The sequence below is a fragment of the Nodosilinea sp. FACHB-141 genome (genome assembly GCF_014696135.1).
Classification (GTDB): Bacteria; Cyanobacteriota; Cyanobacteriia; order Phormidesmidales; family Phormidesmidaceae; genus Nodosilinea.
This window is the reverse complement of the sequence record NZ_JACJPP010000012.1, coordinates 14868-39041: the sequence shown is the minus strand read 5'-3', so window position 1 is coordinate 39041 and position 24174 is coordinate 14868. Positions and strand designations below refer to the sequence as shown.

Sequence of the window (24174 nt, the reverse complement as noted above, 5' to 3'; positions counted from 1 at the left end):
TTGCGTCCCTATCAGGTTGGCGTTTGTCACTGTTTCGACTGCCGCAACACTATGGAGCCCTCTTCTACGCTGCCGCGCTCTTCCCTCAAGATGCCGTAGCGATCGCTGGCGAAACCCGCGACTACTACGGTCGATTTTTCTGTCCTCGCTGTGGCTCATACGTTTTTGCGCGCACCGCAGACAAAATCGAAGTGCATCTGGGCTCCCTAGATGCCCCTGACCAATTGATGCCAACCTACGAAAACTGGAGCATTCGTCGTGAGTCCTGGTTGCCACCGCTTCCACTAGCAAGACGGTATGAGCGCGATCGCCACGCCACAAGTCGCGTTGAAGAGTAGGTCATACGATTAGATCTTCATCTCCAGCCGCAACAGATACGATGGCTCAATGGATTAAGCGCTAGGGTCGGTAGCCAACTGACCCAACAGTGGAAGTTGAGTTCCGCCAGCCCAAACCAATCTACAGCTCGTAAACACTCGTACAAACCCTTGAAAATTTTATAGATCTTGGTACGTCAACTCTGGGTTTGCCCAGCTGGTTTCTGCTAAAAAATCAGCAAAAGTAGTGAGCAACCCAGGAAATTCCTCTCTTAGAGCAGAGACATCCGCTTGATAGCCCTGCCGGCGATACCACTGAATCAAATCAAACAGCGACTTGCGAAACAAAAGCAAGAAAATCCAGGGAGGTACTTCTTTGTAAACCACAGTGCTTCCCTGTGCGTTAGCAAATGCCGCCGTCATTTGTTTGGGGGTCAACACGTCTCCAGCCAGCTCAATGTCTTTGCCAACATACTCAGAGCGGTGCTTCATCACGTATGCGGCCACTCGCCCCATATCTTTTGTTGTAACCAAATGAAGCGGTCTATCGGGTTGAACTGCGAAAGGAAAAGACCCTTTGAGAATAGACGGACGAGTGTATTGCTTCCAAAACTCCTCCATGAATAAGCAGGCGCGCAACATAGTTGTAGGCAAATTTGCCTGCTTGAGAATTTGTTCTACTCGATATTTTTGCTCAATGTGAGCAATGCCAGACTTGCGATCGGCTCCTCCCGCAGAGTTGTAGACAACGTGGCTGACATTGGCTTGCTTAGCAGCTTGGGCTATTCGTTGTGCCCTTACCACTTCCTGGGGGTCAGGTTTAGCAGAATCTGGAGCAGTTGCGTGACAATAGACGGCTGAAACATCTGCGAAAGCTGCTTTCAATGAAGACTCATCATCAAGATCAGCTTCAACTAGCTCAATACCGCTGTTGTGTAATTTAGATAGGGAAGGACGCTCAAGGTCAATTTTGCGGGTGATTGCACGAAGGTCAGTTACCTTTTGTTCAAGCAATCCCTTGACGGCATTACTGCCCGTTCCCCCAGTCACACCGATGAGTAGCACTTTGCCGATCGCTGCTTCTGAGTTACTCATAGTCCTTACTCCACAAGGCACGGATCAATTGATCTGCCAGCTCTTTCCCAAAAATCTGCGTGGCTACAGCATTGCCTGGATCTCGCTCGGCCACAGTTTTTCGCATCAGTAGATCCCGTTTTGCCAACGCAGCTTGGTGCTCTACGGGGACAGGTGCTGCCTGCTTAACCCAGGTGAGCCAGCGAGAACACATCTCTTGGGCAGTACGTTCAATCAATGCGAGAGAGTCTTGGGTCGTAGGGCAGGTAAAGCAAAGCGGTGTTGGGGACTGCAACTGCCTAATGTACAGCGCCTTGCTCACAAACAAAGACAGATTAGGGTTCTCCCGCAACGCCATGTAAGTGGCATTCAAAGGTTCATAGTATTCTTCTGTATAGCTTAAGTCAGTCCATAAATCGACTCTAGGTATGTAGTCGATGTAGAAGAAGAGATCAGGCTTTGTGCCAAATTCAAAGGCTAAGTGAGGCACTTGAATCAGCGGACTTAGCCAAAGAGTCAAGCGCGTAGTGCCAAATTTCATTTGAGCGGCATCAAACCACGAATAGACCAGCCAATCTAGCTCTTCTCCAGTAAAAGTCAGAAGCGAGCCTGTCACGTTGCCATCAGGGCTCTGAAAGCTTCGAAGCGGTTGATTTAGCTGAGGAAGAGCCGAAATTTGTTGGGTTACTTCTCTTTGCAACTCACTCAAAATGCTTTGGAGCTTTGCAAATAAGGTGGCATAGTTTAGATCAGTTTGAGAAGTCATTACTGATTCAAACAAATTAACTGCTCGTCAAATTGTGGTTTCACAGGCCGGCATCAAAAAGCTAATTCTTCCAGGTTTTAGGCTTGCAGAGGAGGGTGCGATCGCCACTACACAATATTCTGTGACCGCGAGTAAATAATAGGGCGACTAGAGCCTGTGTCCAGTGGGAGTCTAACATATTGTCGAAACAGACCGATCAGAGAGGCTTACTCAGAGTTTTGGATGGTTTTGCCACTCAACTTTGTCATTATTGCTAAGCCACATGCAATGTAGAGAGGGTGAAACCGAGTAGGCAACTCGTTTGATAAAACTATGATTGAGCAGGTTTGAGCAGTGGTTGAACAGGTAGCGCGAAGCACAGCGACTGTGTAAATGCAGACAGGTCTAAAATACACGTATACGCTGCGCCTCATCTTCCCCACATCCCCATGCTTGACCCCCGCATTCCTGCTGGCCCGCTAAATCAGAAATGGAGCGACTTTAAAGACCACTGCCGTCTGGTCAGCCCCAAAAACAAGGCTAAGCACACCATTTTGGTGGTGGGTACTGGCCTAGCGGGGGCCTCGGCGGCGGCCACCCTGGCAGAGCTAGGCTACAACGTCAAAAGCTTCTGCATTCAAGACTCACCTCGGCGCGCCCACAGCATTGCCGCCCAGGGAGGCATCAACGCAACGAAGAATTACCCCAACGACGGCGACAGCGTGTGGCGGCTGTTCTACGACACCATCAAAGGTGGCGACTACCGCTCGCGCGAGGCCAATGTGCATCGCCTAGCCGAGATCAGCAGCGGCATCATCGATCAGTGCGTAGCCCAGGGTGTGCCCTTCGCACGGGAATATAGCGGGCTGCTCGACAACCGATCCTTTGGTGGGGCGCAGGTGTCGCGGACGTTCTACGCCAAGGGGCAGACAGGCCAGCAATTACTCCTCGGAGCTTACAGCGCCATGATGCGCATGGTGCAGGCCGGCAAAATCGAGGTGTATGCTCGCCGCGAAATGCTGGAACTGGTGGTAGCTGACGGCAAGGCGCGGGGCATTGTGGTGCGCAACTTAGTCACAGGGGAGCTGGAGCGCTACGCCGGAGATGCGGTGCTGCTCTGCACCGGGGGCTATGGCAATGTCTATTACCTCTCGACCAACGCCAAGAACTCTAACGTGACAGCGGCTTGGCGCTGCCATCGGCGGGGGGCCTACTTTGCTAACCCCTGCTATACGCAGATTCACCCCACCTGCATTCCGGTGTCGGGCGATTATCAATCGAAACTCACGCTGATGAGCGAGGGCCTGCGCAACGACGGGCGGGTGTGGGTGCCGCTAAAACCTGGGGATAACCGCCATCCCGATGACATCCCCGATGCGGAGCGCGACTATTACTTAGAAACTCGCTACCCCGCCTTTGGCAACCTGGTGCCTCGGGATGTGGCCTCGCGCAATGCCAAGGCCATGACCGATGAGGGGCGCGGCGTAGGTGATACGGGGCTAGCGGTGTATTTAGATTTTCGGGATGCGATCGCCCATCAAGGCCGCGACACCATCGCCGCCCGCTACGGCAACCTGTTCGACATGTACCAGCGGATCTCGGGCGAGAACCCCTACGAAACGCCGATGCGCATCTACCCCGCTGTGCACTACACCATGGGCGGCCTGTGGGTTGACTACCACCTGATGAGTAATATCCCTGGGTTGTTTGTGCTGGGCGAGGCGAATTTCTCTGACCACGGCGCTAACCGGCTAGGGGCCAGCGCGCTGATGCAGGGCTTGGCGGATGGCTACTTTGTGATTCCCTACACACTGGGCGACTACATTGCGGGGCAGTCTTTGCCCACCGTAACCACCGACGACGATGCCTTTGGAGAAGCCGAGGCTAGCGCTAAGGCCCGCATTACCAAGCTGCTGAGCATTCAGGGCAACAAGACGGTGATGGAGTTTCATCGCGAGCTGGGCCGCATTGTATGGGACTACGTGGGCATGGCGCGGAATCGGGAGGGCTTGGAGAGTGCGATCGCCCAGCTTCAAGACCTGCGAGCTGAGTATTGGCAAAACCTCAAAATTCCTGGGGAGGCCAACACCCTAAACAAAAACCTGGAGTTTGCCGGACGCGTCGCTGACTTTATCGACCTGGCAGAGCTGATGGCCCGCGATGCTCTGCAACGAGAAGAATCCTGCGGAGGGCACTTTCGCGAAGAGTACCAAACCCGCGATGGTGAGGCCAAGCGCGACGACGAACACTTTGCCTTTGTAGCAGCGTGGGAATATGCGGGGGAAGGGCGAGCGCCCCAGCTGCACCGGGAAACTCTCGAATTTGAGAATGTGCAGCTCACCCAGCGCAGCTATAAGTAGTTAAACGAAAGCCCCTAAAATCGATGCTTCCAGGGGTTACCCCAGAGTGCCTGGCGTTGGGTGTAGATGGCGAGCGCTCGGCAAGAATGAGCCCAGATCAAAGCGGTGCAACCATGACGCTGAGCTTATGAAGCACTGCTTTCAACCTTTTCGCTCTTCTGTTTTCGTTCTTTTGCTGTATTTCTATACCCCTCGCCCACCTGAACCGCCGGGCGAATGCTGCGGTAGCGATCCTGGCGAATCCAGTCCAGCACCGACTGAATTTCGATCGACTGTTCACCCAGGGTATTGAGCACGTGAGAGCCCAGCTCTAGAGCCGCCTCAAACTCGGGCTGCACCACCTCCCTGGCTCCCAGTTGGGTGAGCACGTCGATCTCTTCGTTGTTGTGCGATCGCGCAATGATATCCAGCTCGGGTGCTCTCAGCAGTGCCCGTTGCAGCACTAGGCGGGTGGTTGTCGGATCAGGCAGGGTAATGGCCAGGGCCTTGGCGGTTTCTAGAGAAGTTTTCTCGAGCACCAGCTCGCTGTCGGCGTCACCGTAGACAAAGGGAATTTGCACCAGAGGCGCGTGGCGGTTGCGCAGGCGCTGAATCGCGGTTTCGCTATTGTCGACCACCAGCACCGAGTAGCCCCGGCTGAGCAGCACATTGACCAGCACCTCGCCCACCCGGCCATAGCCCGCCACAATCACATGGTCGTGAATGTCGCCGGGCACCGACAGCAGCTTTGGGTCTTCGGCCTGGTTGAGAAAGTCTTTGAGCACCGGCAGGTTGTGCAGCCAGTCGGCCACCTTGGGGGCTAGGTTAATCCACAGGGGGGTGAGCATGAGAGAAATGGCGATCGTGCCCAGCAGCAAGGAGTAGCGCTCCTCGTTGATCAACCCCAGCTCTAGCCCCATCAGCGCCAGCACAAAGGAAAATTCACCAATTTGGTTGAGCCCAAAGCTGGCCCTTACCGCCGTTTTGAGCGAATAGCCAAACCCCAGCACAATTGGCAAAATAATCAGCGCCTTGCCCACCATGATCAGCGCCACCAGCTCTAGAATTCGGCCCAGGTCGCTGACGATCAGGTGGGGGTCGATCAGCATACCAATGGAGGCAAAGAACAGGCAGGCAAAGGTGTCGCGCAGGGGCAAGATCTTGCCCAGGGCCTGGTCGGCGTAGTCAATCTCAGAAATCATCAGGCCAGCGACAAAGGCCCCCATGGCGATGGAGAGGCCCAGGAAGGAGGTAATCCAGGCAACGCTCAGGCAAAGGGCGACCACGGTGAGCAAAAACAGCTCGCTGCTCTCGGTGGCAGCAATGTGCTGAATTAGCTGGGGCACTACCCAGCGGCCCAGGGCGATCGCCCCTGCCAAAAACAGCCCAAACTTGAGCGCCGCGATCGCCAGGGCTGGCCCCAGGGCATCGGGCTGGTTGAGCACCGGCAGCACCGCCAGCATCAGCCCCAGGGCAAGGTCTTGGGAGATCAGTAGCCCCAACATCACCTGTCCGTGGACGGTAGCGGTTTCGCCGCGATCGGTCAGGGTTTTGAGCACTACCGCCGTAGACGACAGCGACAGCACCAGCCCCAAGAAAATGCCCTGAAGCGGGGAGTTGGCCGTGCCCGACAGCAGCGACACTGAGCACACCAGCAGCGTAGTCAGCCCCATCTGCAAAAAGCTGCCCTTGAGGGCGATATCTTTGACCCGCTTGAGCTCTGTCAGCGAAAACTCGACCCCTAGAGCAAACAGCAAAAAGGCAATGCCCACCTCCGCCAGGCCCTGAATTTGCTCCACATCGGTTTGTAGCCCGAGGCCAAAGGGGCCGATGACCAGCCCGGTAACGAGGTAGCCCAGCAGCGCCGGCTGTTTGAGTCGATGGGCAATATAGCCGCCAATAGCAGAGGCCCCCAGGGCCAAGGTTAAATCGAGAACAAAGTTCGGTTCAGCGGTCATACAGGATCACGTTAGGGCATTGAGAATGAGAACGTCTTACAAAGCCCCCTGCACGAGTGGACGCAAGGGGCTGAAAACAGCCAAAAACAGCAGCTTGAGCTAACAAGGGCTAGATGTTGCCCTGGCTAACCGCTCAGCCAATCGAAAGGAGCGAGATCCCCGACTTCTATTGTCACTAATAAGTGGTGTGCGCGCTATCAACTGGGCTGAGTTAAATTAACCTCTGAATAATATTTCCTGTGCTGCGATCGCACCGTTGACCCATCTTGCCTAGATAACCCCTGTCGCTCAGAGCTATCCGTCTTGCGATCGCGACGCCTCAGCCCTTGACGCTGCTTTGCCGCGCGGTTACTATGCGGGTGTTGTGCAATTCTGCGCCGTCGCTCGTCAATGTCTTCTTTGCAGCTATCCCTCGCCCCTCTCTTCAGCCTGCTACTAGGGCTGGGGCTGCTGCTGCGCCTTGGGCGCAACTAATTTTTGAAACAAAGGCGAAATGCCCTGCATAGCTCGACTCCCTAGGTCACAGGTTTTCCCTAGACCTGAGTACTGCTGGGAAGTTTAAACGCTGTTAGCCAACTCCCCACGGGTAACTTACCGTTCCGGTGGCAATTGGTGCAGGGTATAAGGTTTACGGCCTGCCTCCAACCTTTCACCTGAAACCCTTCACCTCACCTTAGTCACAGTGAATGACTAGGCAAGCTTTTTTACTACTGAAATCTTAGAGACAAACCCATGTTGACCAACCCCGCCGAGAAGTACCGCCCCTTTGTGCCGATCGCATTGCCCGATCGCACCTGGCCTAGCCAGGTAATCACCCAGCCCCCGATCTGGCTGAGCACTGACCTGCGCGATGGCAATCAGGCGCTCATCGAACCAATGTCTGTCGAGCAAAAGCTGCGGATGTTTGAGTTACTGGTGGCGATCGGCTTTAAGGAAATTGAGGTAGCGTTTCCGTCGGCTTCGGAGACCGACTTTATCTTTGTGCGCCGCCTGATCGAAGAAAACCGCGTGCCTGACGATGTGGAAATTCAGGTGCTCACCCAGGCGCGAGAAGACTTGATTCGTCGCACCTTTGATTCCCTTGAGGGAGCCAAGCGGGCGATCGTCCACGTCTACAACGCTACGGCTCCAGTGTTTCGGCGGGTGGTGTTTCGCAACGACTCTGTCGCAACGATCGCACTGGCGGTAAACGCCGCTACGCTGATTCGCGATTTGGCGGCAGAGCGCCCTGCAACCCAGTGGCGCTTTGAATATTCGCCAGAGGTATTTTCTCAAACCGAATTGGAGTTTGCGCGGGATATCTGCAATGCGGTGTTGGAAGTCTGGCAGCCGACGCCCGATCGCAAAGCAATCATTAACCTGCCCGCCACGGTGGAGAGCGCTACCCCCAACGTGTTTGCCGACCAGGTGGAATGGATGCACCGCCAACTCGCCTACCGCGACAGCGTGAACTTAAGCGTGCACAACCACAACGACCGGGGCTGCGCGATCGCCGCTGCCGAGTTGGGCCAGATGGCTGGGGCCGATCGGGTGGAGGGCTGCCTATTTGGCAACGGTGAGCGCACCGGCAATGTCGATATCGTCACTCTGGCGCTTAACCTCTACACTCAGGGCATTCACCCGGGGCTAGATTTCTCGCGCATTAACGAGGTGGCGCGCATTGTCGAAGACTGCACTCAGCTGCCCATTCACCCCCGTCACCCCTACGTGGGCGACCTGGTGTTCACCGCATTTTCAGGCTCTCACCAGGATGCAATTCGCAAAGGCTTTGCGGCCCGCAACTCAGAAGATCTGTGGGACATGCCCTACCTGCCCCTCGACCCCGCCGACCTGGGCCGGTCCTATGAGTCGGTGGTGCGGGTAAATAGTCAGTCGGGCAAGGGAGGCATTGCCTTTTTGCTAGAGCGTGACTACAACCTCAGCCTGCCCCGCCGCTTGCAAATTGAGTTTAGCCAGATAGTGCAGCGCGCCATGGATGCCACCGGCAAAGAAATGACCGCGCCCATGCTATGGGATCTCTTTGAGCAGGAGTATCTGCGGGTCAACTTGCCGTTTAAATACGTTAGCCACCACTGGCAGGATGATGAAACACCATCGGCCATTTCCACAACCTTGGAATGTTGTGATGTAAGACTCACCCGAGCAGGACATGGCAACGGCCCCATCGACGCCTTTGTAGATGCGCTAAATCTAGGGATTCGGGTGCACAGCTACGAAGAGCGAGCGATTGGGCACGGCAGTGATGCCGACGCGATCGCGCTAATCGAGATTGCCGCCGACTGGTTGGAGGGCACTATCCACGGGGTGGGCATTCACAGCAGCATTGTCACGGCCTCGCTGTTGGCGGTATTGAGCGCGGCTAACCGAGGGCTGGCGACCCTAACCCCTAGTCAGAGACAAGCAGTTTTGTCCTTGCCGCAAACTGTTTCCTAGACAGTGCTTTTACGGGTGAATGATGGCTGCCAACGGTCGAGCTACATTCACCCGTAGATTTCTACTACATACTCGTTGCCAACTCTGGCTCAGATCTCACGTAGTCTATAGCGAAGGGCGTGAGCTGAGTGACCACCTGCTCAATGAGTTGGCGATCGCTCTGGCTCCACACCCGGGGCTCTTCAAAAACACAGGCCTGCAAAATGCCCCAGAGGGTTTGATCCGAGCGCAGGTGGGCATGAATCAAGGCTCGATGGCCAAAGGTTTGGTGCTCAAACTCGCGATTCAATACCTCTGGACCAGCGGTTTCCACGTCCTCTACAAAAATACTGGGCTGGGCTTTGAGGGCAGCCGCAAACATGGGGTCGTCCTTTGCCAAGGAGGGATCTTCTGGTTTCCAGGCAGGGTCATAGATTGTAGGTATCGATGGCTGCTTTTTCCAGCAGAAGGGCACTCGCCCTAGCTGAGTGTCGGGAGAGCGCAGGTATAAAAAGACGCGATCGCACTGCAACTGCTCTCCTAACTTGGTCAAAATACTGTCCATTACTCGGGTTGAATGCTGGCTATGGAGCGGTGCCTCAAACAGTTGATGAATCAGGGTTTCGAGCGTATCGTCGTGGGTCACATCAAGGATGAAGTTGTTTAGCTTGGGCATAGCTCTCTCTAGGGGTTACATCAGTACCTTAGAACCGATTTCTACGGCTTTTCCCCTGTCATGATGGGGTTTTAGTCTCGTTCTTTCGAGAGAAATACTTTGGTTAGGGGATGTGAGCATCTGGAACATTCAGCGATTTTTAATGCTTGTGAAGATATACCTTTTGAGCGATAAGCTTTCTAAGAGAGTTACCTAACGTGTCACTAGAGGTTCAGCAAGCAGTTCGCTTACTGACTCGCAGTATTGAGTGAATATTAGGTAATTTGTGATGAAGAATATTTTTGGTGCCTTAAAGGAAATGCTCGGCCGCGTTTACTGGAAGCAGTTTGCGGTGGCTTGCTCCGCCGTGGTTATTCTGCTAACCGCTAATGGCGTCAAAGCTGAGCAAAATACTGGCAATCGCGCTTATTCTAATGAACTGCCACCCACCCAAGAAGTCGGTCGCCCCCGCACCATGGGTCAGTGGGAAGCTGAGAAAGATTCACTGGAAGGCCAACCTGGCAAAAGAATCAAGCGCATCGCTGAAGAGTCGGCTGATGCGGTTAAAGATATGGCCGGCATCTACCCCCAAAACGCTAGGACTCTGACGCCTGGAGTAGACAACGGCGAGCTGCCTAACGACGACTAATCGTTAGCCATATTAGCCACCTAGGTTTTAGTTGAGCCATCGTGCTCCGTTGAGGTTTCTTAGCGGAGCACGATGAGTTTGTAAGAGCAAATTTGATACACCTCAGAATTCTGAAACTGAAGCAATTTTTGTTCTTCAAATTCATTTGAAAGTTATGAAGCAAAGATTGGGGAGGTTTGAGACCCTCTGTTTTGCGATCGGGCGAAAGCTTGTGTATTGTTTATTTCCGCGAGAGTTGAGTAAAAAGGGAAGGGCTAGCTGCGATCGCTATCCTTTCAAAACCAGCTCAATTCTGCTCCTACAATGGTATTTTTTATTTGCAGTGATAGAAAAGATCCTTTGAAAAAACACTGTAGACAAGAAGTTAACTACCACCAAAGAACTCACTCTATCCAATGACCTACCAACAACTATTTCTCTTTAGAGAGGCTCAAACCCATCAAACTCTTTAGAGTCTAGTTAATTGTTGCGGGTTCACTCCTAGCTAGGTAGTGACAGGCTTTACCAAGCTGCTGCAAGCTTAACCCAAAACTGTTATCTGACGTTTACCTTAGAGGTATCATGAAAGCTGCACAAAGATTTGCATTGATTATCGGCATATTCTACCTAACCATAGGTATTCTGGGCTTCATTCCTGCCCTAGTCTCCCAGTCTGGCGCTATGCCCCCTTCGATTGAGAAGCTAGGCGTCGTTTCTGGATTTGGCTACTTGATGGGTCTATTTCCAATTAATACGCCTCACAATATTATTCATCTTGTCACAGGCTTGTTGGGAATCGTTGCTTCTATTGCGTTAGATAGCTCTCGTCTATTCTCTGGGCAATTGGGTATCTACTACACTACCCTGGCTGTCCTAGGTCTAGTACCGGTTGCCAATACTTTCTTCGGACTTTTTCCACTCTATGGAGCCGACGTTTTTCTACACGGGTTAACGGGCGCACTGGGTATTTATTTCGGCTTTTTTGCTACTCCCTCCCTGCTAAGCCTGTTTAAGAAAGAGCTGAAGGAAGACGCCACTTCTGGCGAAGTTCTATAGCCAACGCTTAATTGGTAGATGAACCGACCTGCTTGAGATTTAGGCTGTTGGAAGATGGTTCTCCTTCCACCGCACTTAGCTCAAGCAGGTTGGGTTTTAGTTTGTTTGCACGCGAGTTCAACTCAGGATATCTACCGTCATCATGTTGGTCGTCTTGGCTAACCGTTTAGTAATAATCTGAGTACAAGGAATTGTCATGGAACAAGCTTTCAAAAAAGGAGACAAGGTTTCCTGGAGTACGGCTCAAGGAAAAACTACGGGTACGATCATTGAAAAGCTAACATCTCGTACCGAAATCAAAGGTCATACCGTTGCTGCATCTAAGGAAAATCCCCAGTATTTGGTAGAAAGCGAAAAAACTGGCAGCCATGCGGCTCATAAACCAGAGGCTTTGACAAAAGAAGACTAGTTATCCTCGCTAGAACTACGGAGCACAAAAAACATGCCCGCTCAAGAAATTAACTTTCTTGAGCGGGCATGTTTTTGCCAATGGCTTTAGGGCGATCTCTAAATGATCTAAATAGATCATTTAGTAGAACCGGCAACAAGTAGCCCTAGCGACCGGTAGAGCCGGGCAAAATGGGCTGCTCGACAGCCTGGCGGAAGATTTCGGTCTCATCGTTAAATTCGATCGGCAGCACGGCCACCACGTTCTCGTGGGGACGGGGGATGATTACCCAAGTTTCGAGGATGCCACCGGGGGTTTTTTCGGCGGCTTCTACCCCAGCGGCCATGGCGGCCTTAACTTCGGAGACATCACCACGAATGTTGATGGCGAAGCGGGCACTACCGGCACGGATGTAGCCAATGAGCGTAACGCGCCCCGCTTTTACCATCGCATCTGCGGCGGCAAGCACCGGGGGAAACCCTCTGGTTTCGAGCGACCCGACGGCTTGTGGCATGGTTGTACTCCTGAGAAAGTTTTGCAGGTAAAAAATTCAACCTTCATTGTACGGGGCGGTGGTAGCGATCGCGCCGTGTCGAATTATTAAAGACTGTGGGGGGGTTGTAATAGTAGACCTTATACCCGAAAGGATTCTGAGGCCGAAGTAAACCCAATGGGCAGAATCGCGTCGATGTTGTCGGTGGGGTTAGGAATGATCACGTGGGAAGTGACTTCGGCCAGGTTAGGGCAGGCTTTGGCTGCGATCAGCCCGGCTTCCATGGCGCGCTTGACCTCGGCCACCAGGCCGCGTATGACCACGAATTGCCGCCCACTCTCGGAGCGATCTTGCACCGAGACGGTGACGTTGGCCGCTTTGACCATGGCATCGGCGGCGGCCAGCACTGCGGGAAAGGTTTGGGTTTCAATGACGCCGACGGCAATGGCCATAGGGGGTGCTCCTAAAGTTGTGGTTGAGCGCTGCTCGATGCTCAACTATAACTTTATACCTTGATGCCGCTGGGTTCTCCGGCGGTGGCGATGATGCGATCGCACCCCGACTCCGGCTTTGCCCAGTCGCAGTGGCAGTCTTTGGGATCGCCCCAGCACAGGCTGAGATACAGCTCATCTCGTGTGGCGGATAGCTCGGCCCATTCACTGGCGGCAATCAGCTGTTCTACCTCCTCTGGGGTAGTGGGTTGGGGCTGATTGCCGGCCATCCACAGGCGCAGGCCAGCGATGGATTGTCGCCAAAACTCGACTATGGCTGGCTTTGCCCCCACTAGAGCCAGCTTATCGGCGGGAATAGCGATCAGCTGGGGATGCAGCTCGGGCACGCGCAGGCTGCGGCCCTGAAACCGGCAGGTGTACCACATCAGACCCGACACCCCGTGCTCGTGCTGGTAGTCGTGAATTTGGGCACGAAAGTCTTGAATGGCAAATACTTTGCTCAGCTTGTCGGCCCCGATCGCCTTCGAAAGCACCGGATTGTCAATGCGATCGGCAGAGGACAGCACCACCCGCTCGCCCTTCCAGGTAGCGCGAAGTTCCTGATCGAGAAAGTCCAGGAGTTGTTCGGTGGTGTAAGCCATAGGGCTATCTTATCAAGCGAGCTGGGGGAGTTTTGTGCCCGACTATAGTTTCCTAAGGCGTTCTATCAAAAGTGCATAGATACCGTCGGCAGCAGCAGTTTCGATGATGGTGGCGTTGGGGGTCAGGTGCCTATTGGCCACGGTGCGTCCCAAGCAGAGGGAGCCCTCGGTTTCAATTGCCAAGTGCATGGGTCGACCGGTAAAGAGCTCGGGGCGCAGCAGATAAGCGATCACACAGGGGTCGTGGAGGGGCGGTGCAGTTAGCCCGTGACGTTCCACATCTAGCTGGCCGTAGTAGCGCAGCATGCCCGCAGCGGCTTTGCTCACGGAGGTGCCCAAGGCCTCAAGCGCTGCCAAGCGATCGGGGGTGGTTACGACTTGGTGGGTGACATCTAAGCCGATCATGGTCAGGGGCAGACCGGCCTCTACGACTACGTTGGCTGCATGGGGATCGACGTAGATATTGAACTCAGCGGCGGGGGTAATGTTGCCGTTTCCCAAGGCTCCACCCATCATCACTACTTGGTCGATGCTTTGGGCGATCTCGGGACACTGGATCAGTGCTACCGCTAGGTTGGTGAGCGGGCCGAGGGTAGCTAGGGTAATGGGCGTCGAGGTCGTGGTGAGTTGTTCAACCAGAAACGCGACGGCATGTTGAGATTGCAGCGGCAGAGTGGGTTCGGGTAGCTCCGCACCCTGCAAACCCGTTGCCCCGTGAATGTCTTCAGCGGTGGTGAGCGATCGCAGCAGCGGGCGCGGGCAGCCCGCATACACTGGCACATCGGTGCGCTGGGCCAGGTGACAGATGCGCCGAGCGTTGGCCTGAGTGAGCTCCAGCGGCACGTTGCCCGACACAGTGGTAATGCCCAACAGGTCGAACTCAGTGGAGGCGAATGCGAGGAGAAGGGCGATCGCATCGTCAACCCCAGGATCGCAGTCAATAATGATGGGTCGGGGCGGCATAGACAGGTTCCAAGCGGGGTTCTACAGGGGTGGCACAGCGTAGCCAGCAGAGGTCACGGGCGCTGTCCTAAAATACGCTGTGTAGGTACTGCATCAATTCCCCCGCTAAGGAGGTTGCCCCCTTGTCTGCTGCGCTGCGTCTCACGATCATGGTATCTGGGCTGAGTCTGCTACTGGTCGCCGGTTGTGCGGGCAGTCCCTTAGAGCAGTCCTTGGAGGCCGATCCGCAACTACAAGATCGGCCCGTATTCAACGGCGAAGAGCCCGAAACCCCTGCTGAAGCAGAGACCGAACCCGATCCGGCCGAGACAGCCGCCGAGGTCCCCACTCCCACTGAGGCCGAACCCACCGAGCCAAAACCCTCACCTGAGGACAGCACTGCGACCCTGGCCGAAGTGCCCGAAGACCTGCGCCCCTATGTGCAAAACTGGCTAGACCTTGGGATTGTCGAGTCAGCACGGTCAACAGCCGGTGGCACCCCCGTAGAACTCGAATTTGCTCCTAACCAGACCATCACGCGGGGTGAGTTCGCTCACTGGCTACTCACTGCTAACAACAGATTTTATAAAGATGTGCCAGCCAAGCGCATGCGCGCTGCTGCCGCTGGTACTGCCCCCGCTTTTCAGGATGTGCCCGCTTCACACCCTTACTTTGCCGCCATTCAAGGGTTAGCCGAAGCGGGGATTATTCCCAGTGCCAAGACCGGCAATGCCACCGCTGTCACCTTTCGGCCCGACGCGCCCCTTACCCGCGAAACCCTCGTGCTGTGGAAGGTGCCTCTAGACTCTCGTGCACCGCTGCCAACCGCGGCGGCCGACACGGTTGCTACCACCTGGGGCTTTCAGGATGCCGCTAAGATTGAGCCGTTGGCGATGCGCGCGGTGCTGGCCGACCACCAAAATGGCGATTTCGCTAATATTCGCCGTGCTTTTGGCTATACCACCCTTTTTCAGCCCCAAAAAGGCGTTACCCAGGCTGAGGCCGCTGCTGCTCTGTGGCGATTTGGCAACCAAACCGAAGGTATTTCTGCCGAAGATCTGCTAAAACAATCTTCCACCGAGTCAAGTTCCCCAGAACCGGCTAACTCTACAAACTCGCCTTAATTTCCTAAATCATTTACCTGTCGAAGCAAGGGTTCTCATCCACCCTTTCTCCTTTCTCGGAAAGGCTACGCAGTTGCAAGGTCAGGATAATTTCAACTACTCACCACTCCCTAGATAACGCCGAACAGCGAAAGCCCCATCCCCATAAACGCCAGCACCCCTGCCACAATCATGATGGCGGCGGGCATGGCTTTGCGAGTCTGTATCCAACGGCGAACGAAGATAAATACTAGGGCTACCGTGACTCCCATAGCCATCCCGGCCCCGCCAGCAGAACCAGCCTGCCACAGCCAAGCTCCGGTCAGCAGCAGGACGGCGCTCACCAAACCAGTGACCAAGGACACATGACTGCGGGCTTGGGCATAGCCTGTCAGACCGCCGATCGCAGAAAGGGCAGCATAGGCGATCGCACACAGGGCTCCAGTGGGCATGGCAGCTTGCACAATAAGAACATTCCCAGGCTAGCGAGGTTTTTGCTGCCGCACAACCCTAGCCAGCAGGGTGCACCGAAGGGGGCGATCGCTACAATTGTGGCCAGGTTTTAAGCAACTAGCCATGTATTAAGCAACACATCTCTCTTGTACTGGTTAACACTTCGAGCTCTATCCAGAAACCAACTCCTTACGCCCTAGCCTCAGTTTTGCTACCTCTCTAAAAATAGAGATTGGAAATAAGCAGCCTTCGTAGAAGGCATTACAAGAAAATCATGAAGAGGCAAATTTTTTCATGATTCCTGCAAAATGACTGTGATGGTTTTCCCACCATGAAGTGCTTTAATTTACTGAAAGCTCCATAAAATAGATTTCTTAGACCTTCCCGAAGTCGCTCGAGACATCACCAAAGACATTTACTCTTTCTCAGAGATGCTCTACTTCGAGAAAAGTTGGCGGTTAATTCCCTACGTAGTCATATTTTTCGCAGAGCTCAGCACTTATTCTTAGGCATAATTGGTTCATGAGTTTTAGCCCAGGTCATGCATCAAGACCCAATATTTCTATCATTATCCCTGTGTATAACGGTGGTGAAAGCTTCCGCCGCTGCCTCGATAGCCTGAGACAATCGGGTCGGCAGCCTGACGAGGTGATTGTAGTTGCCGACGGCGACACCGACGGTTCATGGGAAGTGGCCAAAGCGTTTGGGGCTAAGGTATTTCGCTACGACTCGGCAGGTGGACCAGCCCGCGCCCGCAACCGAGGGGCGGCTATGGCTCAGGGAGACATTCTGTTCTTTATCGATGCCGATGTCACCGTTGGTCAAGACACCATTCTCAACGTCGAAATTGCCTTTCAAAAAGACGTTAACCTGGCAGCGCTGATTGGCTCCTACGATGACCAGCCGGGGGCCTCTAATTTCCTGTCGCAGTATAAAAACCTGCTTCACCACTACACCCACCAGGTGTCGTCCGAAAAGGCTTCGACCTTTTGGGGGGCCTGCGGAGCCATTCGCGCCGAGGCATTTCATGCTGTGGGCGGGTTTGACGAGCGCTATGTCAAGCCCTGTGTCGAAGATATTGAACTGGGCTACCGGCTGCGGCGGGCGGGCTACACCATTCGCCTGTGCAAGCACATTCAGGTCAAGCACCTGAAATGCTGGGAGCCCGTTTCACTGCTGCGGGCCGAAATTTTCTACCGCGCCCTGCCCTGGGCTGAGCTAATTCTTAGCCAGGGGCAGCCGACGAATGACCTCAACCTAGACCGCACTAGCCGACTGAGTGTGGTGCTTAGCTTTGCGGCGCTAGGGTGCCTGCTGGGCGGAGTAATTGAGCCCTTTTTGTGGATTGTTGCGATCGCTATTATGCTCGGGTTGCTGGTCATCAATCAGCGGGTTTATCGCTTCTTTTGGTACAAGCGCGGGCCGCTCTTTGCCCTGCGGGTCATCCCTTGGCACTGGTTCTATTTTCTCTATGGCGGTGCCGCCTTCGCCTACAGTTTCGCAACCTATCGGTTTCGGCAATTTTCTACCCTAGCCGACTAGCCAGCCATCTCTTCCAATTTTGATCAGTGTAGGCCCCCCAAATTTGGTTGGGGGGCCTACTGCTTTCACTGGTGCGATCGCGCCGCATCCTAGAGCAGATCAAAATCGAGCCGCTGAGATCTTATTGGAGTTACTAACCTAACCATGGGCTCGCTATGTGCTGCCCCTGGCAGTAGCCTTCTGGTATCTCAAATCCATTCGCTACCTTGACATCGACGTCCAGGCTCGTGACACCGACCCTCAGCCTCTAGAACAGCCCACCACACTCGGGCAGGACGCCAGAAGAGCCTAGAGACCGATGCCTAACCAGCGCCTTTGAACCGGCATGTAGCGATCCCAGGGAATTGCTACGGCAGACGATCCGACCCGGCTTCTGGCAGCGGTTGCACCTAGGTCGACTACCTGCGCACCAAGTGCAAGGTTGCCGAGGGCGATCGCACTCTTTGCACTGACCTCTAAATCTCTCTGTCATTGCCCACAGTGAGCTTGCCTAGCCCTAAAACAAATCCCCAGAAACGTTGTTCTAACCTTCCTGGGGATATAAAGAGCTAGCTCAAGCTGGCCTAGAGAACACCCAGGTTCGCCAGGCCCAAAATTACCCCGGTTCCAATCAGATGGCCAAAGCTGGCGCTGGCCAGCACTGCCGGCAGGCCAAGGTTGCCAAACAGCGCACCGCCGGGCATTGCCGGCGGTGCGCTAGGGTATTTAATCCTGAGTCTGCCAATGACAAGGGCCAAAATATTACAGAGAATCATCACGACGGCCACCTTAGGGCTCCAGTCGGGCGTATGCGGAACCGCAGCTAAAATTGGTAGGAATGCCAATGTACCAGCCTCCATAAATGCAGTGGAACGGCAAATCAATTGCCTAGGCCCACTTTTTCATGGAGCCAGGAAGTTCTGTCAGCAGCTGTTGCAAGACTTTACAATTTATAGGACAGGTGCTTAGGTTGAGCCGGGAGAATTGCTGAAAGTCACTGCGCTAACTTTTGCTTTCCCATGCCCTGGTTCTTCTCGCAGGCCTCACCCCAGGTCTGTTGGACCGTCTGCTAACCCGCGAGGTAAACACAATTTTATGGAACGAGGACTTCTGTGGCTGCCCCTGCTGGCGGTATTTATTGGCTTAGCCTGGGCGGGCTGGCACGAGTTTCAAAAGGTGCAGGCTTACGAAGCGTGGGCTACCGAGTTCGATCGCAGCAAATATGACATTCGCTCGATGCTAGGGCAGCGGGGCGATGAGCTCACCTGGGGCCGCCCCACCCGCCAAGGACCTATTGACCTGACCACGCTGTCACTACACCAGGTGACCACCCTCCAACTCGAAATCAATGGAGCAACGGTGCCCGTCGACCAGGCTAGCCCCACAGGTAAATCAGTAGAGCTAGCTCTGGCAACCGCCAGCGGCGAAACCTACCGGATTCCCTTTACTGACGGCGATTTAGCCCGCCGCTGGGAAAAAGCGTTGCATCAATCTCTTCAGGCGCTAAAATCGGCATCAGCTTAACGGCAGCTGGGCATTAGCGGGGGTTTGAGCCCTTTCTAACCCTTGAGCCGTTTGCGGCAGATCCGATCGCCGGGCTTCTTAGCCCCCACCCTCGATGCCATGACCCGTGTTTCCTCCCTGTCTCGTGATGAACTCAAGACCCGGCGAAAAAGCCTCCGCCGCCGGCGGCGTGTTTCGATTAGCCAGGCACTCTGGCGATTTTGGGCGCTTTCGGGGCTGACAGCCGCCATTTTTTGGGGGGCTACGCGTCCGGTATGGCTGATTAACAGTCCCGCTCAAATTAACGTGACGGGCAACGAACTGCTCAGCGACGAGATGGTGCAAAGCCTAATGCCGCTGACCTACCCTCAGCCTTTGATGAAGGTGGAGCCAGAGGTGCTGGCCCGACAACTGCGCGATCGCGCCCCCATTACTACCGCAGAAGTCACCCGTCAGCTCTTACCACCGCGCCTCAACGTCAAGGTGCAGGAGCGGGTGCCCGTAGCGGTGGTGCTGCCCGTAGGCAAAGCCGACGGTAGCGACACTCAGTATCTTCAGGCCGGGTTTCTCGACGCCCACGGAGCCTGGATGCCCCTAGCCAGCTTTGGTTTGGGTAGCGCCTCACCGCAGCTGCCCACTCTCCAGCTGCGAGGCATTCAGCCCCACTACCAACGCTACTGGCCGCAGATCTATGAAACCATCGTCGGCAGCCCAGTAGCCATTACCGAAATTGACTGGCACGATCCCAACAACCTAGTGCTTGAGACGGCCCTGGGCACGGTCTACCTAGGCCCTTATAGCCCAGAGCTAGAGCAGCAGCTGGCCACCCTCGATAGAATGCGCAATCTGCCCGGCCAACTGTCCGAGTCTGAGGTAGCCCGCATCGACCTCAGCAACCCCGACGCGCCCTCGATCGCCGTAGTCGACACCGCCGATCCAAAGGCAAGCTCAGCGCAGACAGACTCTGACGCTAGTCCATAAACCGCTGAGGATACCTAGTTTCCTAGAACGCTACTGCATTTGAATAGATATGCATCCTGCATCCAAATAGATATGCATCCTGCGTCTGAATAGAGATATATAAAGGATGAAGCTATTGACGCAAAGGGGCTCATTTTTCTGATTTCAATGGTTAAATCAAGTAGTTTAAGACTTGCCAAGGCAGTTTGGTTTTTTCCAATGAAGTACTCTATAGTTGTCTAGCATCAGCCAGGGTTTAGATCTTTAGGGCTTAGATGTTATCTTCGGTTATCTAGTACGGGTAATTACTATATTGTCTACGGCCTTCAACTCTATGACCCCCGACAACCCCCACGGCAATGGTGCTGGCCACAGCAACGCTGACTACGAGTCTTACTCGACTCATCAGGCTGAGACTGCAACCTCTGACCTGGTTCCGGCGGCCGATGCTGTGACCGCCTTCGCTGGCCCGTCTAACCCGTTTAGCCACGGCGAGCTTAACTCCAGTCAACCCCACAATGCCAGAGCTATGCCCGGAGAAACGTACACCAAAAACACGGCTTTGCCCAGCAGCGTCGCCCGCATCAAGGTAATTGGGGTCGGCGGTGGCGGCTGTAACGCCGTCAACCGCATGATTAGCAGCGGCCTGTCGGGGATTGAATTTTGGTCCATCAACACCGATGCCCAGGCCCTCGACAACACCACTCAGACCAACAGCCTGCACATCGGTCAAAAGTTGACCCGTGGGCTCGGCGCTGGGGGTAACCCTGCTATTGGCCAAAAGGCGGCCGAAGAATCTCGGGAAGAAATTTCCGCAGCTCTAGAAGAGTCTGACCTGGTGTTTATCACCGCCGGCATGGGGGGCGGTACGGGCACAGGGGCGGCGCCCATTGTGGCCGAGGTAGCTAAGGAAGCCGGAGCGCTGACCGTTGGCGTGGTCACTCGCCCCTTCACCTTTGAGGGACGCCGTCGCATGAACCAGGCCGATGAGGGCATTGCTGCCCTTCAAGGTCGGGTCGACACGCTGATTATTATCCCCAACGACAAGCTGCTATCCGTCATCTCTGAGCAGACCCCGGTGCAGGAAGCCTTTCGCACTGCCGACGACATTCTGCGCCAGGGCGTGCAAGGCATCTCCGACATTATTACGATCCCCGGTTTAGTTAATGTTGACTTTGCTGATGTGCGGGCCATTATGGCCGACGCGGGCACGGCCCTGATGGGCATTGGCATGGGTTCAGGCAAGTCACGGGCGCGGGAAGCCGCGATCGCGGCGATCTCTTCTCCCCTGCTAGAGTCGTCCATCGACGGTGCTTCCGGAGCCGTATTCAACATCACCGGCGGGTCCGATCTGACCCTCCACGAAGTCAACGCCGCCGCCGAGATTATCTACGAAGGGGTCGATCCCAACGCCAATATCATCTTTGGTGCGGTCATCGACGAGCGCATGCAGGGCGAAGTCTGCATCACGGTGATTGCTACCGGCTTTAACACCCGTGCCGGGGCCCAGCCCGAAATTGAGGTAGCCCGCGTTACGCCCTTTAAGCGCACCCTGGCCACGCCGCCGCCCGCCACTCCTCCTGCCAACAGTGGTGGCGGCGGTTTGGGGGCCGGATTAGATATCCCCGAGTTTCTGCAGCGGCGGCGGCCTAACGGCAACCGCTAGCTATGACAATGACGCCTACTTGGCCTGCGGCTCTGACCGTTGCCGGTTCTGACAGCGGTGGTGGGGCTGGCATTCAGGCCGACCTGCGCACCTTTGCCTTTCACCTGGTCCACGGCACCAGTGCCCTGACCTGCGTAACCGCTCAAAATACTGTGGGGGTCATGCGGGTTGATGCCCTACCGCCCGAAGCTGTGGTAGCCCAGATTGAAGCAGTGACCAGCGACATTGCCGTGCAGGCAGTCAAAACCGGCATGCTGCTCAACCAGGAGATTATTCAAGCAGTCGCATTAGCGTTGAAAGCGTTGCCCGACACAACTCCGGTAGTTGTGGATCCGGTGATGGTGTCACGCACGGGCGCGCAGCTAATTGACGACGATGCGATCGCTACCCTGACCCGCCACCTGATACCCCAAGCTCGCGTTCTGACCCCAAACCGCTATGAAGCGCAGTTGCTCAGTGGTTTAGCTATCACTACCCTGGCCGATATGGAGGCAGCAGCCCGCCAGATCTACCAGCTTGGCCCTCAAGCCGTTTTGGTAAAAGGAGGTGGCATGATGGATGCTCTGCGCAGTACCGATGTCTGGTTTGACGGCAGCGAGGTGGTGATTTTAGAGGCTGAGGTCGTAGAAACAAAACATACCCACGGCACCGGCTGCACGCTATCGGCGGCGATCGCCGCCAACCTGGCCCTGGGCAAAGACCCACTGACCGCCGTTAAAGACGCCAAAAACTACGTCACCAACGCCCTCAAGCACGCCCTCGCGATCGGTAAAGGGCAAGGTCCTGTTGGTCACTTCTTTCCTCTGATATCTCAGTAGATAAGGCTTAGTAGTCTGCTAAGTCAACAGCGGCAGATTAGTGAGGGTTAGGGTTCATGGTCTTCGGTTTAAGGCAGACCATGAAACGTATACCTTAAACCCTAGAGCTTGCTAACACCTAACTTAGTCAGGTGTTAGCCCAAACCCCGCCTTACTAACCTACTGATCTTTCGGTTGCGGCCAAACCGATTCCCAGTCAGAGCATTGACGTTCTTCTTCGGGGCCAAAGGGGTGCATAGCGCACACCAGCGTATTGCCGCCGTAGGACTGGCCGCAGAAATTACGACAGCCCACACAGACCGGATAGTTTTGCAGCAGGGGTTCCACAGTACTGTTGAAGGGGCCTGAGACCTCTTCAAACCACTGATCAATGCCTGATAGTCCTGCCAACAGCGGCCCTAAAATTTCGTTGAGTTCGTCAGCTACATCATCAATTTCAGCGTTGACCGTAACTCGAAACGGCTCTACTACATGGTTGAACTCGACTACAATGCGATCGATTTCGGGGTCAATGGCTTCTTGCACCTGCTCAGCCCATTGATCCGTCGTCTGCACCAGAGCGTCAGAAGCACTAGCTATCTGTTCGACCAGGTTATCAAGCCAACGCTCTGTATCCTCAGAGACCTGCTGAGTAAAGTCCTGCACAGCATTGCCAAAGGCATCAAACAATTGCTTAGACCAGTCATCCATAGGGCTAGTTGCTCGACTTTTGTTTCAAAGTTTCTAATTCTTGGCGCAGAGTAGCCACCTGCTCACGCAAAGCAGCAGTTTGGGCGTCGGTGGGGTTAGACAGAGGGGCGTCGTCATCCAAAATTTCAATGGGCCGGGGCTGCGGTAGGTTTTCGGTGGGTGAGGTTGCCCCATCCTGGGCACGGTTGACCATCTCATTTACCAAGCGCTGGGCTTCCTCAGCCGTAATCTCGCCCCGCGCCACCAGTTCATTGACAATGCCCTGGGTCTGCTCGCGCAAATCTTTGAGGGTGTCGCCCGCTTTCTCACCGGCGTAGGAAGCGACCCCAACCCCTAGGTAGAACGCCTTTTTCACCAAATCTCCAAAACCGGCCATAGTTGGCAGCCTCCCCATTGCTCTGTATACACTGCCAGCTTAGAGAAGACGCTGGCCCAATGACCAGGGGCAATGGCACGCTGTCTAAGGCGGAAAACCCCACCCCCTAGCCCCAGGCTAAGCAAAACTAGCAAAAATGAGGATAGTCAGAAATCTTACGTTACTCTAGCCGCTTAAATGGTGTAGCGAAGTCCTACTTAAGCGCCAAATTAAAAGACCCGGAGTCCACGCCTGTCACAAGCATCCCGTAATGCTGCTACCTTCCGGTCCTGACATGATTTGGGCGTTGCGACCGCATGGGTCCGAGTCATCTTCATTATAACACTTGCCTTCATGACCAACCAACGACTCCAGCAACAAATCGCCTTCGTGGTCGAGATCGACCAGCTCAAGCAGGTTTTGCGCCAAACCCAACTGATGGATGCCTCCCGCCGTGAGAACAGCGCCGAGCATTCCTGGCACCTGGCGATGATGGCCTTGGTGCTGGCAGAATACGCCCCTGCTGAGGTGGATATGCAGCGGGCAATTCACCAGGTGCTAATTCACGATCTGGTGGAAATTGATGCGGGCGACACCTTCTGCTACGACGCGGCGGGGCATGACGACAAGGCCGATCGCGAGCAACGGGCGGCCGATCGCATCTTTGGCCTGCTCCCAGGGGCGATCGCCCAAGACCTCCGCCAAATCTGGGACGAGTTTGAAGCCCAGGCCACCCCCACCGCTCGCTTTGCCGCCTCGCTGGATCGCATCCAACCCCTGCTGCACAATTGGCAAACCCAAGGCGGCACCTGGAAGCAGCACGGCATCAGCCGCTCCCAGGTGATGAGGCGTATGGCTCCAGTGGAAAAAGGTGCTCCAGAACTGTGGCCCTTTGTACTGGAGGTGATTGAAGAGTCCGTAGCGAAGGGGTATTTGACAGCTTGAAAGATGCCAGATGCAGAACAGATTTATCTACCCTACCGATGATTAGTTAAGGCAGTAACG

The 24174-nt window shown here is 54.9% G+C and carries 24 protein-coding genes, 1 other RNA gene and 1 pseudogene; 13 read left to right on the top strand and 13 right to left on the bottom strand.

Annotation, left to right across the window (positions count from 1 at the left end):
- A pseudogene (locus H6F59_RS12600) lies at positions 1-338 on the top strand (GFA family protein).
- 159 nt (positions 339-497) lie between these two features.
- Here the strand turns inward: H6F59_RS12600 and H6F59_RS12595 are convergent.
- Together H6F59_RS12595 and H6F59_RS12590 are read right to left on the bottom strand one after the other, a co-directional pair.
- Complete coding sequence (locus H6F59_RS12595) at positions 498-1412, bottom strand: NmrA family NAD(P)-binding protein (RefSeq protein WP_190700042.1); 915 nt, start codon at positions 1410-1412, stop codon at positions 498-500.
- Positions 1405-2157, bottom strand: a complete 753-nt coding sequence (locus H6F59_RS12590) for a red chlorophyll catabolite reductase (protein ID WP_190700025.1) — start codon at positions 2155-2157, stop codon at positions 1405-1407. Before H6F59_RS12590 ends, H6F59_RS12595 begins: the two co-directional genes overlap by 8 nt.
- A gap of 428 nt (positions 2158-2585) precedes the next feature.
- On the opposite strand from H6F59_RS12590, the gene H6F59_RS12585 reads away from it, so the two are divergent.
- Complete coding sequence (locus tag H6F59_RS12585) at positions 2586-4496, top strand: fumarate reductase/succinate dehydrogenase flavoprotein subunit (RefSeq protein WP_190700022.1); 1911 nt, start codon at positions 2586-2588, stop codon at positions 4494-4496.
- Positions 4497-4621: 125 nt separating this feature from the next.
- Here the strand turns inward: H6F59_RS12585 and H6F59_RS12580 are convergent, their stop codons facing one another.
- Positions 4622-6433: a cation:proton antiporter gene (locus H6F59_RS12580; RefSeq protein WP_242021444.1), complete on the bottom strand. Its 1812-nt coding sequence runs from the start codon at positions 6431-6433 to the stop codon at positions 4622-4624.
- Positions 6434-7165: 732 nt separating this feature from the next.
- On the opposite strand from H6F59_RS12580, the gene leuA reads away from it, so the two are divergent.
- A complete protein-coding gene (gene leuA, locus H6F59_RS12575) occupies positions 7166-8866 on the top strand; it encodes a 2-isopropylmalate synthase (RefSeq protein ID WP_190700018.1) in 1701 nt (566 codons plus the stop codon).
- Between the two features lie 64 nt (positions 8867-8930).
- Here the strand turns inward: leuA and H6F59_RS12570 are convergent, their stop codons facing one another.
- Complete coding sequence (locus H6F59_RS12570) at positions 8931-9521, bottom strand: GAF domain-containing protein (protein ID WP_190700015.1); 591 nt, start codon at positions 9519-9521, stop codon at positions 8931-8933.
- Positions 9522-9789: 268 nt separating this feature from the next.
- Here H6F59_RS12570 and H6F59_RS12565 point away from each other — a divergent pair, with 268 nt between their 5' ends.
- The 3 genes from H6F59_RS12565 to H6F59_RS12555 all read left to right on the top strand — a co-directional run bounded on the left by H6F59_RS12565 (position 9790) and on the right by H6F59_RS12555 (position 11593).
- On the top strand, positions 9790-10149 hold the full coding sequence (locus H6F59_RS12565; RefSeq protein ID WP_190700012.1) for a hypothetical protein: 360 nt from the start codon (positions 9790-9792) through the stop codon (positions 10147-10149).
- A 561-nt stretch (positions 10150-10710) separates the two neighbouring features.
- On the top strand, positions 10711-11184 hold the full coding sequence (locus H6F59_RS12560; RefSeq protein ID WP_190516361.1) for a DUF4383 domain-containing protein: 474 nt from the start codon (positions 10711-10713) through the stop codon (positions 11182-11184).
- Between the two features lie 196 nt (positions 11185-11380).
- On the top strand, positions 11381-11593 hold the full coding sequence (locus H6F59_RS12555) for a DUF2945 domain-containing protein (RefSeq protein ID WP_190700008.1): 213 nt from the start codon (positions 11381-11383) through the stop codon (positions 11591-11593).
- A gap of 145 nt (positions 11594-11738) precedes the next feature.
- Here H6F59_RS12555 and H6F59_RS12550 read toward each other — a convergent pair whose 3' ends face one another.
- The 4 genes from H6F59_RS12550 to H6F59_RS12535 all read right to left on the bottom strand — a co-directional run bounded on the left by H6F59_RS12550 (position 11739) and on the right by H6F59_RS12535 (position 14121).
- Entirely contained in the window at positions 11739-12086 is a 348-nt protein-coding gene (locus H6F59_RS12550; RefSeq protein ID WP_190516356.1) for a carbon dioxide-concentrating mechanism protein CcmK, read from the bottom strand.
- A 119-nt stretch (positions 12087-12205) separates the two neighbouring features.
- Entirely contained in the window at positions 12206-12517 is a 312-nt protein-coding gene (locus H6F59_RS12545; protein WP_190516354.1) for a BMC domain-containing protein, read from the bottom strand.
- A 53-nt stretch (positions 12518-12570) separates the two neighbouring features.
- Positions 12571-13158 (bottom strand): hypothetical protein, encoded by a 588-nt coding sequence (locus H6F59_RS12540; protein WP_190700005.1) that lies wholly within the window; start codon positions 13156-13158, stop codon positions 12571-12573.
- Between the two features lie 42 nt (positions 13159-13200).
- Positions 13201-14121 carry a nucleoside hydrolase gene (locus tag H6F59_RS12535; RefSeq protein WP_190699999.1) on the bottom strand — a complete coding sequence of 307 codons (921 nt, stop codon included), beginning with the start codon at positions 14119-14121 and terminating at the stop codon, positions 13201-13203.
- Positions 14122-14270: 149 nt separating this feature from the next.
- Between H6F59_RS12535 and H6F59_RS12530 the strand changes: the two genes are divergently transcribed.
- Positions 14271-15224: an S-layer homology domain-containing protein gene (locus tag H6F59_RS12530; RefSeq protein ID WP_190700768.1), complete on the top strand. Its 954-nt coding sequence runs from the start codon at positions 14271-14273 to the stop codon at positions 15222-15224.
- Positions 15225-15334: 110 nt separating this feature from the next.
- Here the strand turns inward: H6F59_RS12530 and H6F59_RS12525 are convergent, their stop codons facing one another.
- The gene (locus tag H6F59_RS12525) at positions 15335-15655 is read right to left on the bottom strand and encodes a TMEM14 family protein (RefSeq protein WP_190699996.1); all 321 of its coding nucleotides are present in this window, start codon (positions 15653-15655) and stop codon (positions 15335-15337) included.
- 523 nt (positions 15656-16178) lie between these two features.
- Between H6F59_RS12525 and H6F59_RS12520 the strand changes: the two genes are divergently transcribed.
- Positions 16179-17198: a glycosyltransferase family 2 protein gene (locus H6F59_RS12520; RefSeq protein WP_190699993.1), complete on the top strand. Its 1020-nt coding sequence runs from the start codon at positions 16179-16181 to the stop codon at positions 17196-17198.
- A 563-nt stretch (positions 17199-17761) separates the two neighbouring features.
- On the opposite strand, the gene psaK is transcribed toward H6F59_RS12520, so the two are convergent.
- On the bottom strand, positions 17762-18037 hold the full coding sequence (psaK, locus tag H6F59_RS12515; RefSeq protein WP_190516342.1) for a photosystem I reaction center subunit PsaK: 276 nt from the start codon (positions 18035-18037) through the stop codon (positions 17762-17764).
- A 235-nt stretch (positions 18038-18272) separates the two neighbouring features.
- Between psaK and H6F59_RS12510 the strand changes: the two genes are divergently transcribed.
- From H6F59_RS12510 to thiD, 4 genes are all read left to right on the top strand, one after another.
- Positions 18273-18701, top strand: a complete 429-nt coding sequence (locus H6F59_RS12510; RefSeq protein ID WP_190699990.1) for a hypothetical protein — start codon at positions 18273-18275, stop codon at positions 18699-18701.
- 42 nt (positions 18702-18743) lie between these two features.
- A complete protein-coding gene (locus H6F59_RS12505; protein WP_190699987.1) occupies positions 18744-19661 on the top strand; it encodes a cell division protein FtsQ/DivIB in 918 nt (305 codons plus the stop codon).
- A 508-nt stretch (positions 19662-20169) separates the two neighbouring features.
- On the top strand, positions 20170-21306 hold the full coding sequence (ftsZ, locus tag H6F59_RS12500) for a cell division protein FtsZ (protein ID WP_190516905.1): 1137 nt from the start codon (positions 20170-20172) through the stop codon (positions 21304-21306).
- Between the two features lie 2 nt (positions 21307-21308).
- On the top strand, positions 21309-22124 hold the full coding sequence (thiD, locus tag H6F59_RS12495) for a bifunctional hydroxymethylpyrimidine kinase/phosphomethylpyrimidine kinase (RefSeq protein ID WP_190699983.1): 816 nt from the start codon (positions 21309-21311) through the stop codon (positions 22122-22124).
- A 159-nt stretch (positions 22125-22283) separates the two neighbouring features.
- Here thiD and H6F59_RS12490 read toward each other — a convergent pair whose 3' ends face one another.
- The 3 genes from H6F59_RS12490 to ffs all read right to left on the bottom strand — a co-directional run bounded on the left by H6F59_RS12490 (position 22284) and on the right by ffs (position 23499).
- The gene (locus H6F59_RS12490; RefSeq protein ID WP_190699980.1) at positions 22284-22814 is read right to left on the bottom strand and encodes a hypothetical protein; all 531 of its coding nucleotides are present in this window, start codon (positions 22812-22814) and stop codon (positions 22284-22286) included.
- A 4-nt stretch (positions 22815-22818) separates the two neighbouring features.
- Entirely contained in the window at positions 22819-23190 is a 372-nt protein-coding gene (locus H6F59_RS12485) for a phasin family protein (RefSeq protein ID WP_190516331.1), read from the bottom strand.
- A 212-nt stretch (positions 23191-23402) separates the two neighbouring features.
- Positions 23403-23499, bottom strand: an RNA gene (gene ffs, locus H6F59_RS12480) — signal recognition particle sRNA small type.
- A gap of 24 nt (positions 23500-23523) precedes the next feature.
- Between ffs and H6F59_RS12475 the strand changes: the two genes are divergently transcribed.
- Positions 23524-24114 carry an HD domain-containing protein gene (locus H6F59_RS12475; protein ID WP_190699977.1) on the top strand — a complete coding sequence of 197 codons (591 nt, stop codon included), beginning with the start codon at positions 23524-23526 and terminating at the stop codon, positions 24112-24114.
- The last annotated feature ends 60 nt before the right edge of the window (positions 24115-24174 follow it).

What these genes read in the sequence shown, in the direction of transcription:
- H6F59_RS12475 (WP_190699977.1), top strand. Translation starts at nt 23,524, where the DNA reads ATGACCAACCAACGACTCCAGCAACAAATCGCCTTCGTGGTCGAGATC.
- H6F59_RS12550 (WP_190516356.1), bottom strand. Translation starts at nt 12,086, where the DNA reads ATGCCACAAGCCGTCGGGTCGCTCGAAACCAGAGGGTTTCCCCCGGTG.
- H6F59_RS12535 (WP_190699999.1), bottom strand. Translation starts at nt 14,121, where the DNA reads ATGCCGCCCCGACCCATCATTATTGACTGCGATCCTGGGGTTGACGAT.
- H6F59_RS12565 (WP_190700012.1), top strand. Translation starts at nt 9,790, where the DNA reads ATGAAGAATATTTTTGGTGCCTTAAAGGAAATGCTCGGCCGCGTTTAC.
- H6F59_RS12585 (WP_190700022.1), top strand. Translation starts at nt 2,586, where the DNA reads ATGCTTGACCCCCGCATTCCTGCTGGCCCGCTAAATCAGAAATGGAGC.
- leuA (WP_190700018.1), top strand. Translation starts at nt 7,166, where the DNA reads ATGTTGACCAACCCCGCCGAGAAGTACCGCCCCTTTGTGCCGATCGCA.
- H6F59_RS12595 (WP_190700042.1), bottom strand. Translation starts at nt 1,412, where the DNA reads ATGAGTAACTCAGAAGCAGCGATCGGCAAAGTGCTACTCATCGGTGTG.
- ftsZ (WP_190516905.1), top strand. Translation starts at nt 20,170, where the DNA reads ATGCCCGGAGAAACGTACACCAAAAACACGGCTTTGCCCAGCAGCGTC.
- H6F59_RS12590 (WP_190700025.1), bottom strand. Translation starts at nt 2,157, where the DNA reads ATGACTTCTCAAACTGATCTAAACTATGCCACCTTATTTGCAAAGCTC.
- H6F59_RS12485 (WP_190516331.1), bottom strand. Translation starts at nt 23,190, where the DNA reads ATGGCCGGTTTTGGAGATTTGGTGAAAAAGGCGTTCTACCTAGGGGTT.
- H6F59_RS12520 (WP_190699993.1), top strand. Translation starts at nt 16,179, where the DNA reads ATGAGTTTTAGCCCAGGTCATGCATCAAGACCCAATATTTCTATCATT.
- thiD (WP_190699983.1), top strand. Translation starts at nt 21,309, where the DNA reads ATGACAATGACGCCTACTTGGCCTGCGGCTCTGACCGTTGCCGGTTCT.
- H6F59_RS12580 (WP_242021444.1), bottom strand. Translation starts at nt 6,433, where the DNA reads ATGACCGCTGAACCGAACTTTGTTCTCGATTTAACCTTGGCCCTGGGG.
- H6F59_RS12570 (WP_190700015.1), bottom strand. Translation starts at nt 9,521, where the DNA reads ATGCCCAAGCTAAACAACTTCATCCTTGATGTGACCCACGACGATACG.
- H6F59_RS12525 (WP_190699996.1), bottom strand. Translation starts at nt 15,655, where the DNA reads ATGCCCACTGGAGCCCTGTGTGCGATCGCCTATGCTGCCCTTTCTGCG.
- H6F59_RS12540 (WP_190700005.1), bottom strand. Translation starts at nt 13,158, where the DNA reads ATGGCTTACACCACCGAACAACTCCTGGACTTTCTCGATCAGGAACTT.
- psaK (WP_190516342.1), bottom strand. Translation starts at nt 18,037, where the DNA reads ATGGAGGCTGGTACATTGGCATTCCTACCAATTTTAGCTGCGGTTCCG.
- H6F59_RS12510 (WP_190699990.1), top strand. Translation starts at nt 18,273, where the DNA reads ATGGAACGAGGACTTCTGTGGCTGCCCCTGCTGGCGGTATTTATTGGC.
- H6F59_RS12555 (WP_190700008.1), top strand. Translation starts at nt 11,381, where the DNA reads ATGGAACAAGCTTTCAAAAAAGGAGACAAGGTTTCCTGGAGTACGGCT.
- H6F59_RS12490 (WP_190699980.1), bottom strand. Translation starts at nt 22,814, where the DNA reads ATGGATGACTGGTCTAAGCAATTGTTTGATGCCTTTGGCAATGCTGTG.
- H6F59_RS12530 (WP_190700768.1), top strand. Translation starts at nt 14,271, where the DNA reads ATGGTATCTGGGCTGAGTCTGCTACTGGTCGCCGGTTGTGCGGGCAGT.
- H6F59_RS12560 (WP_190516361.1), top strand. Translation starts at nt 10,711, where the DNA reads ATGAAAGCTGCACAAAGATTTGCATTGATTATCGGCATATTCTACCTA.
- H6F59_RS12545 (WP_190516354.1), bottom strand. Translation starts at nt 12,517, where the DNA reads ATGGCCATTGCCGTCGGCGTCATTGAAACCCAAACCTTTCCCGCAGTG.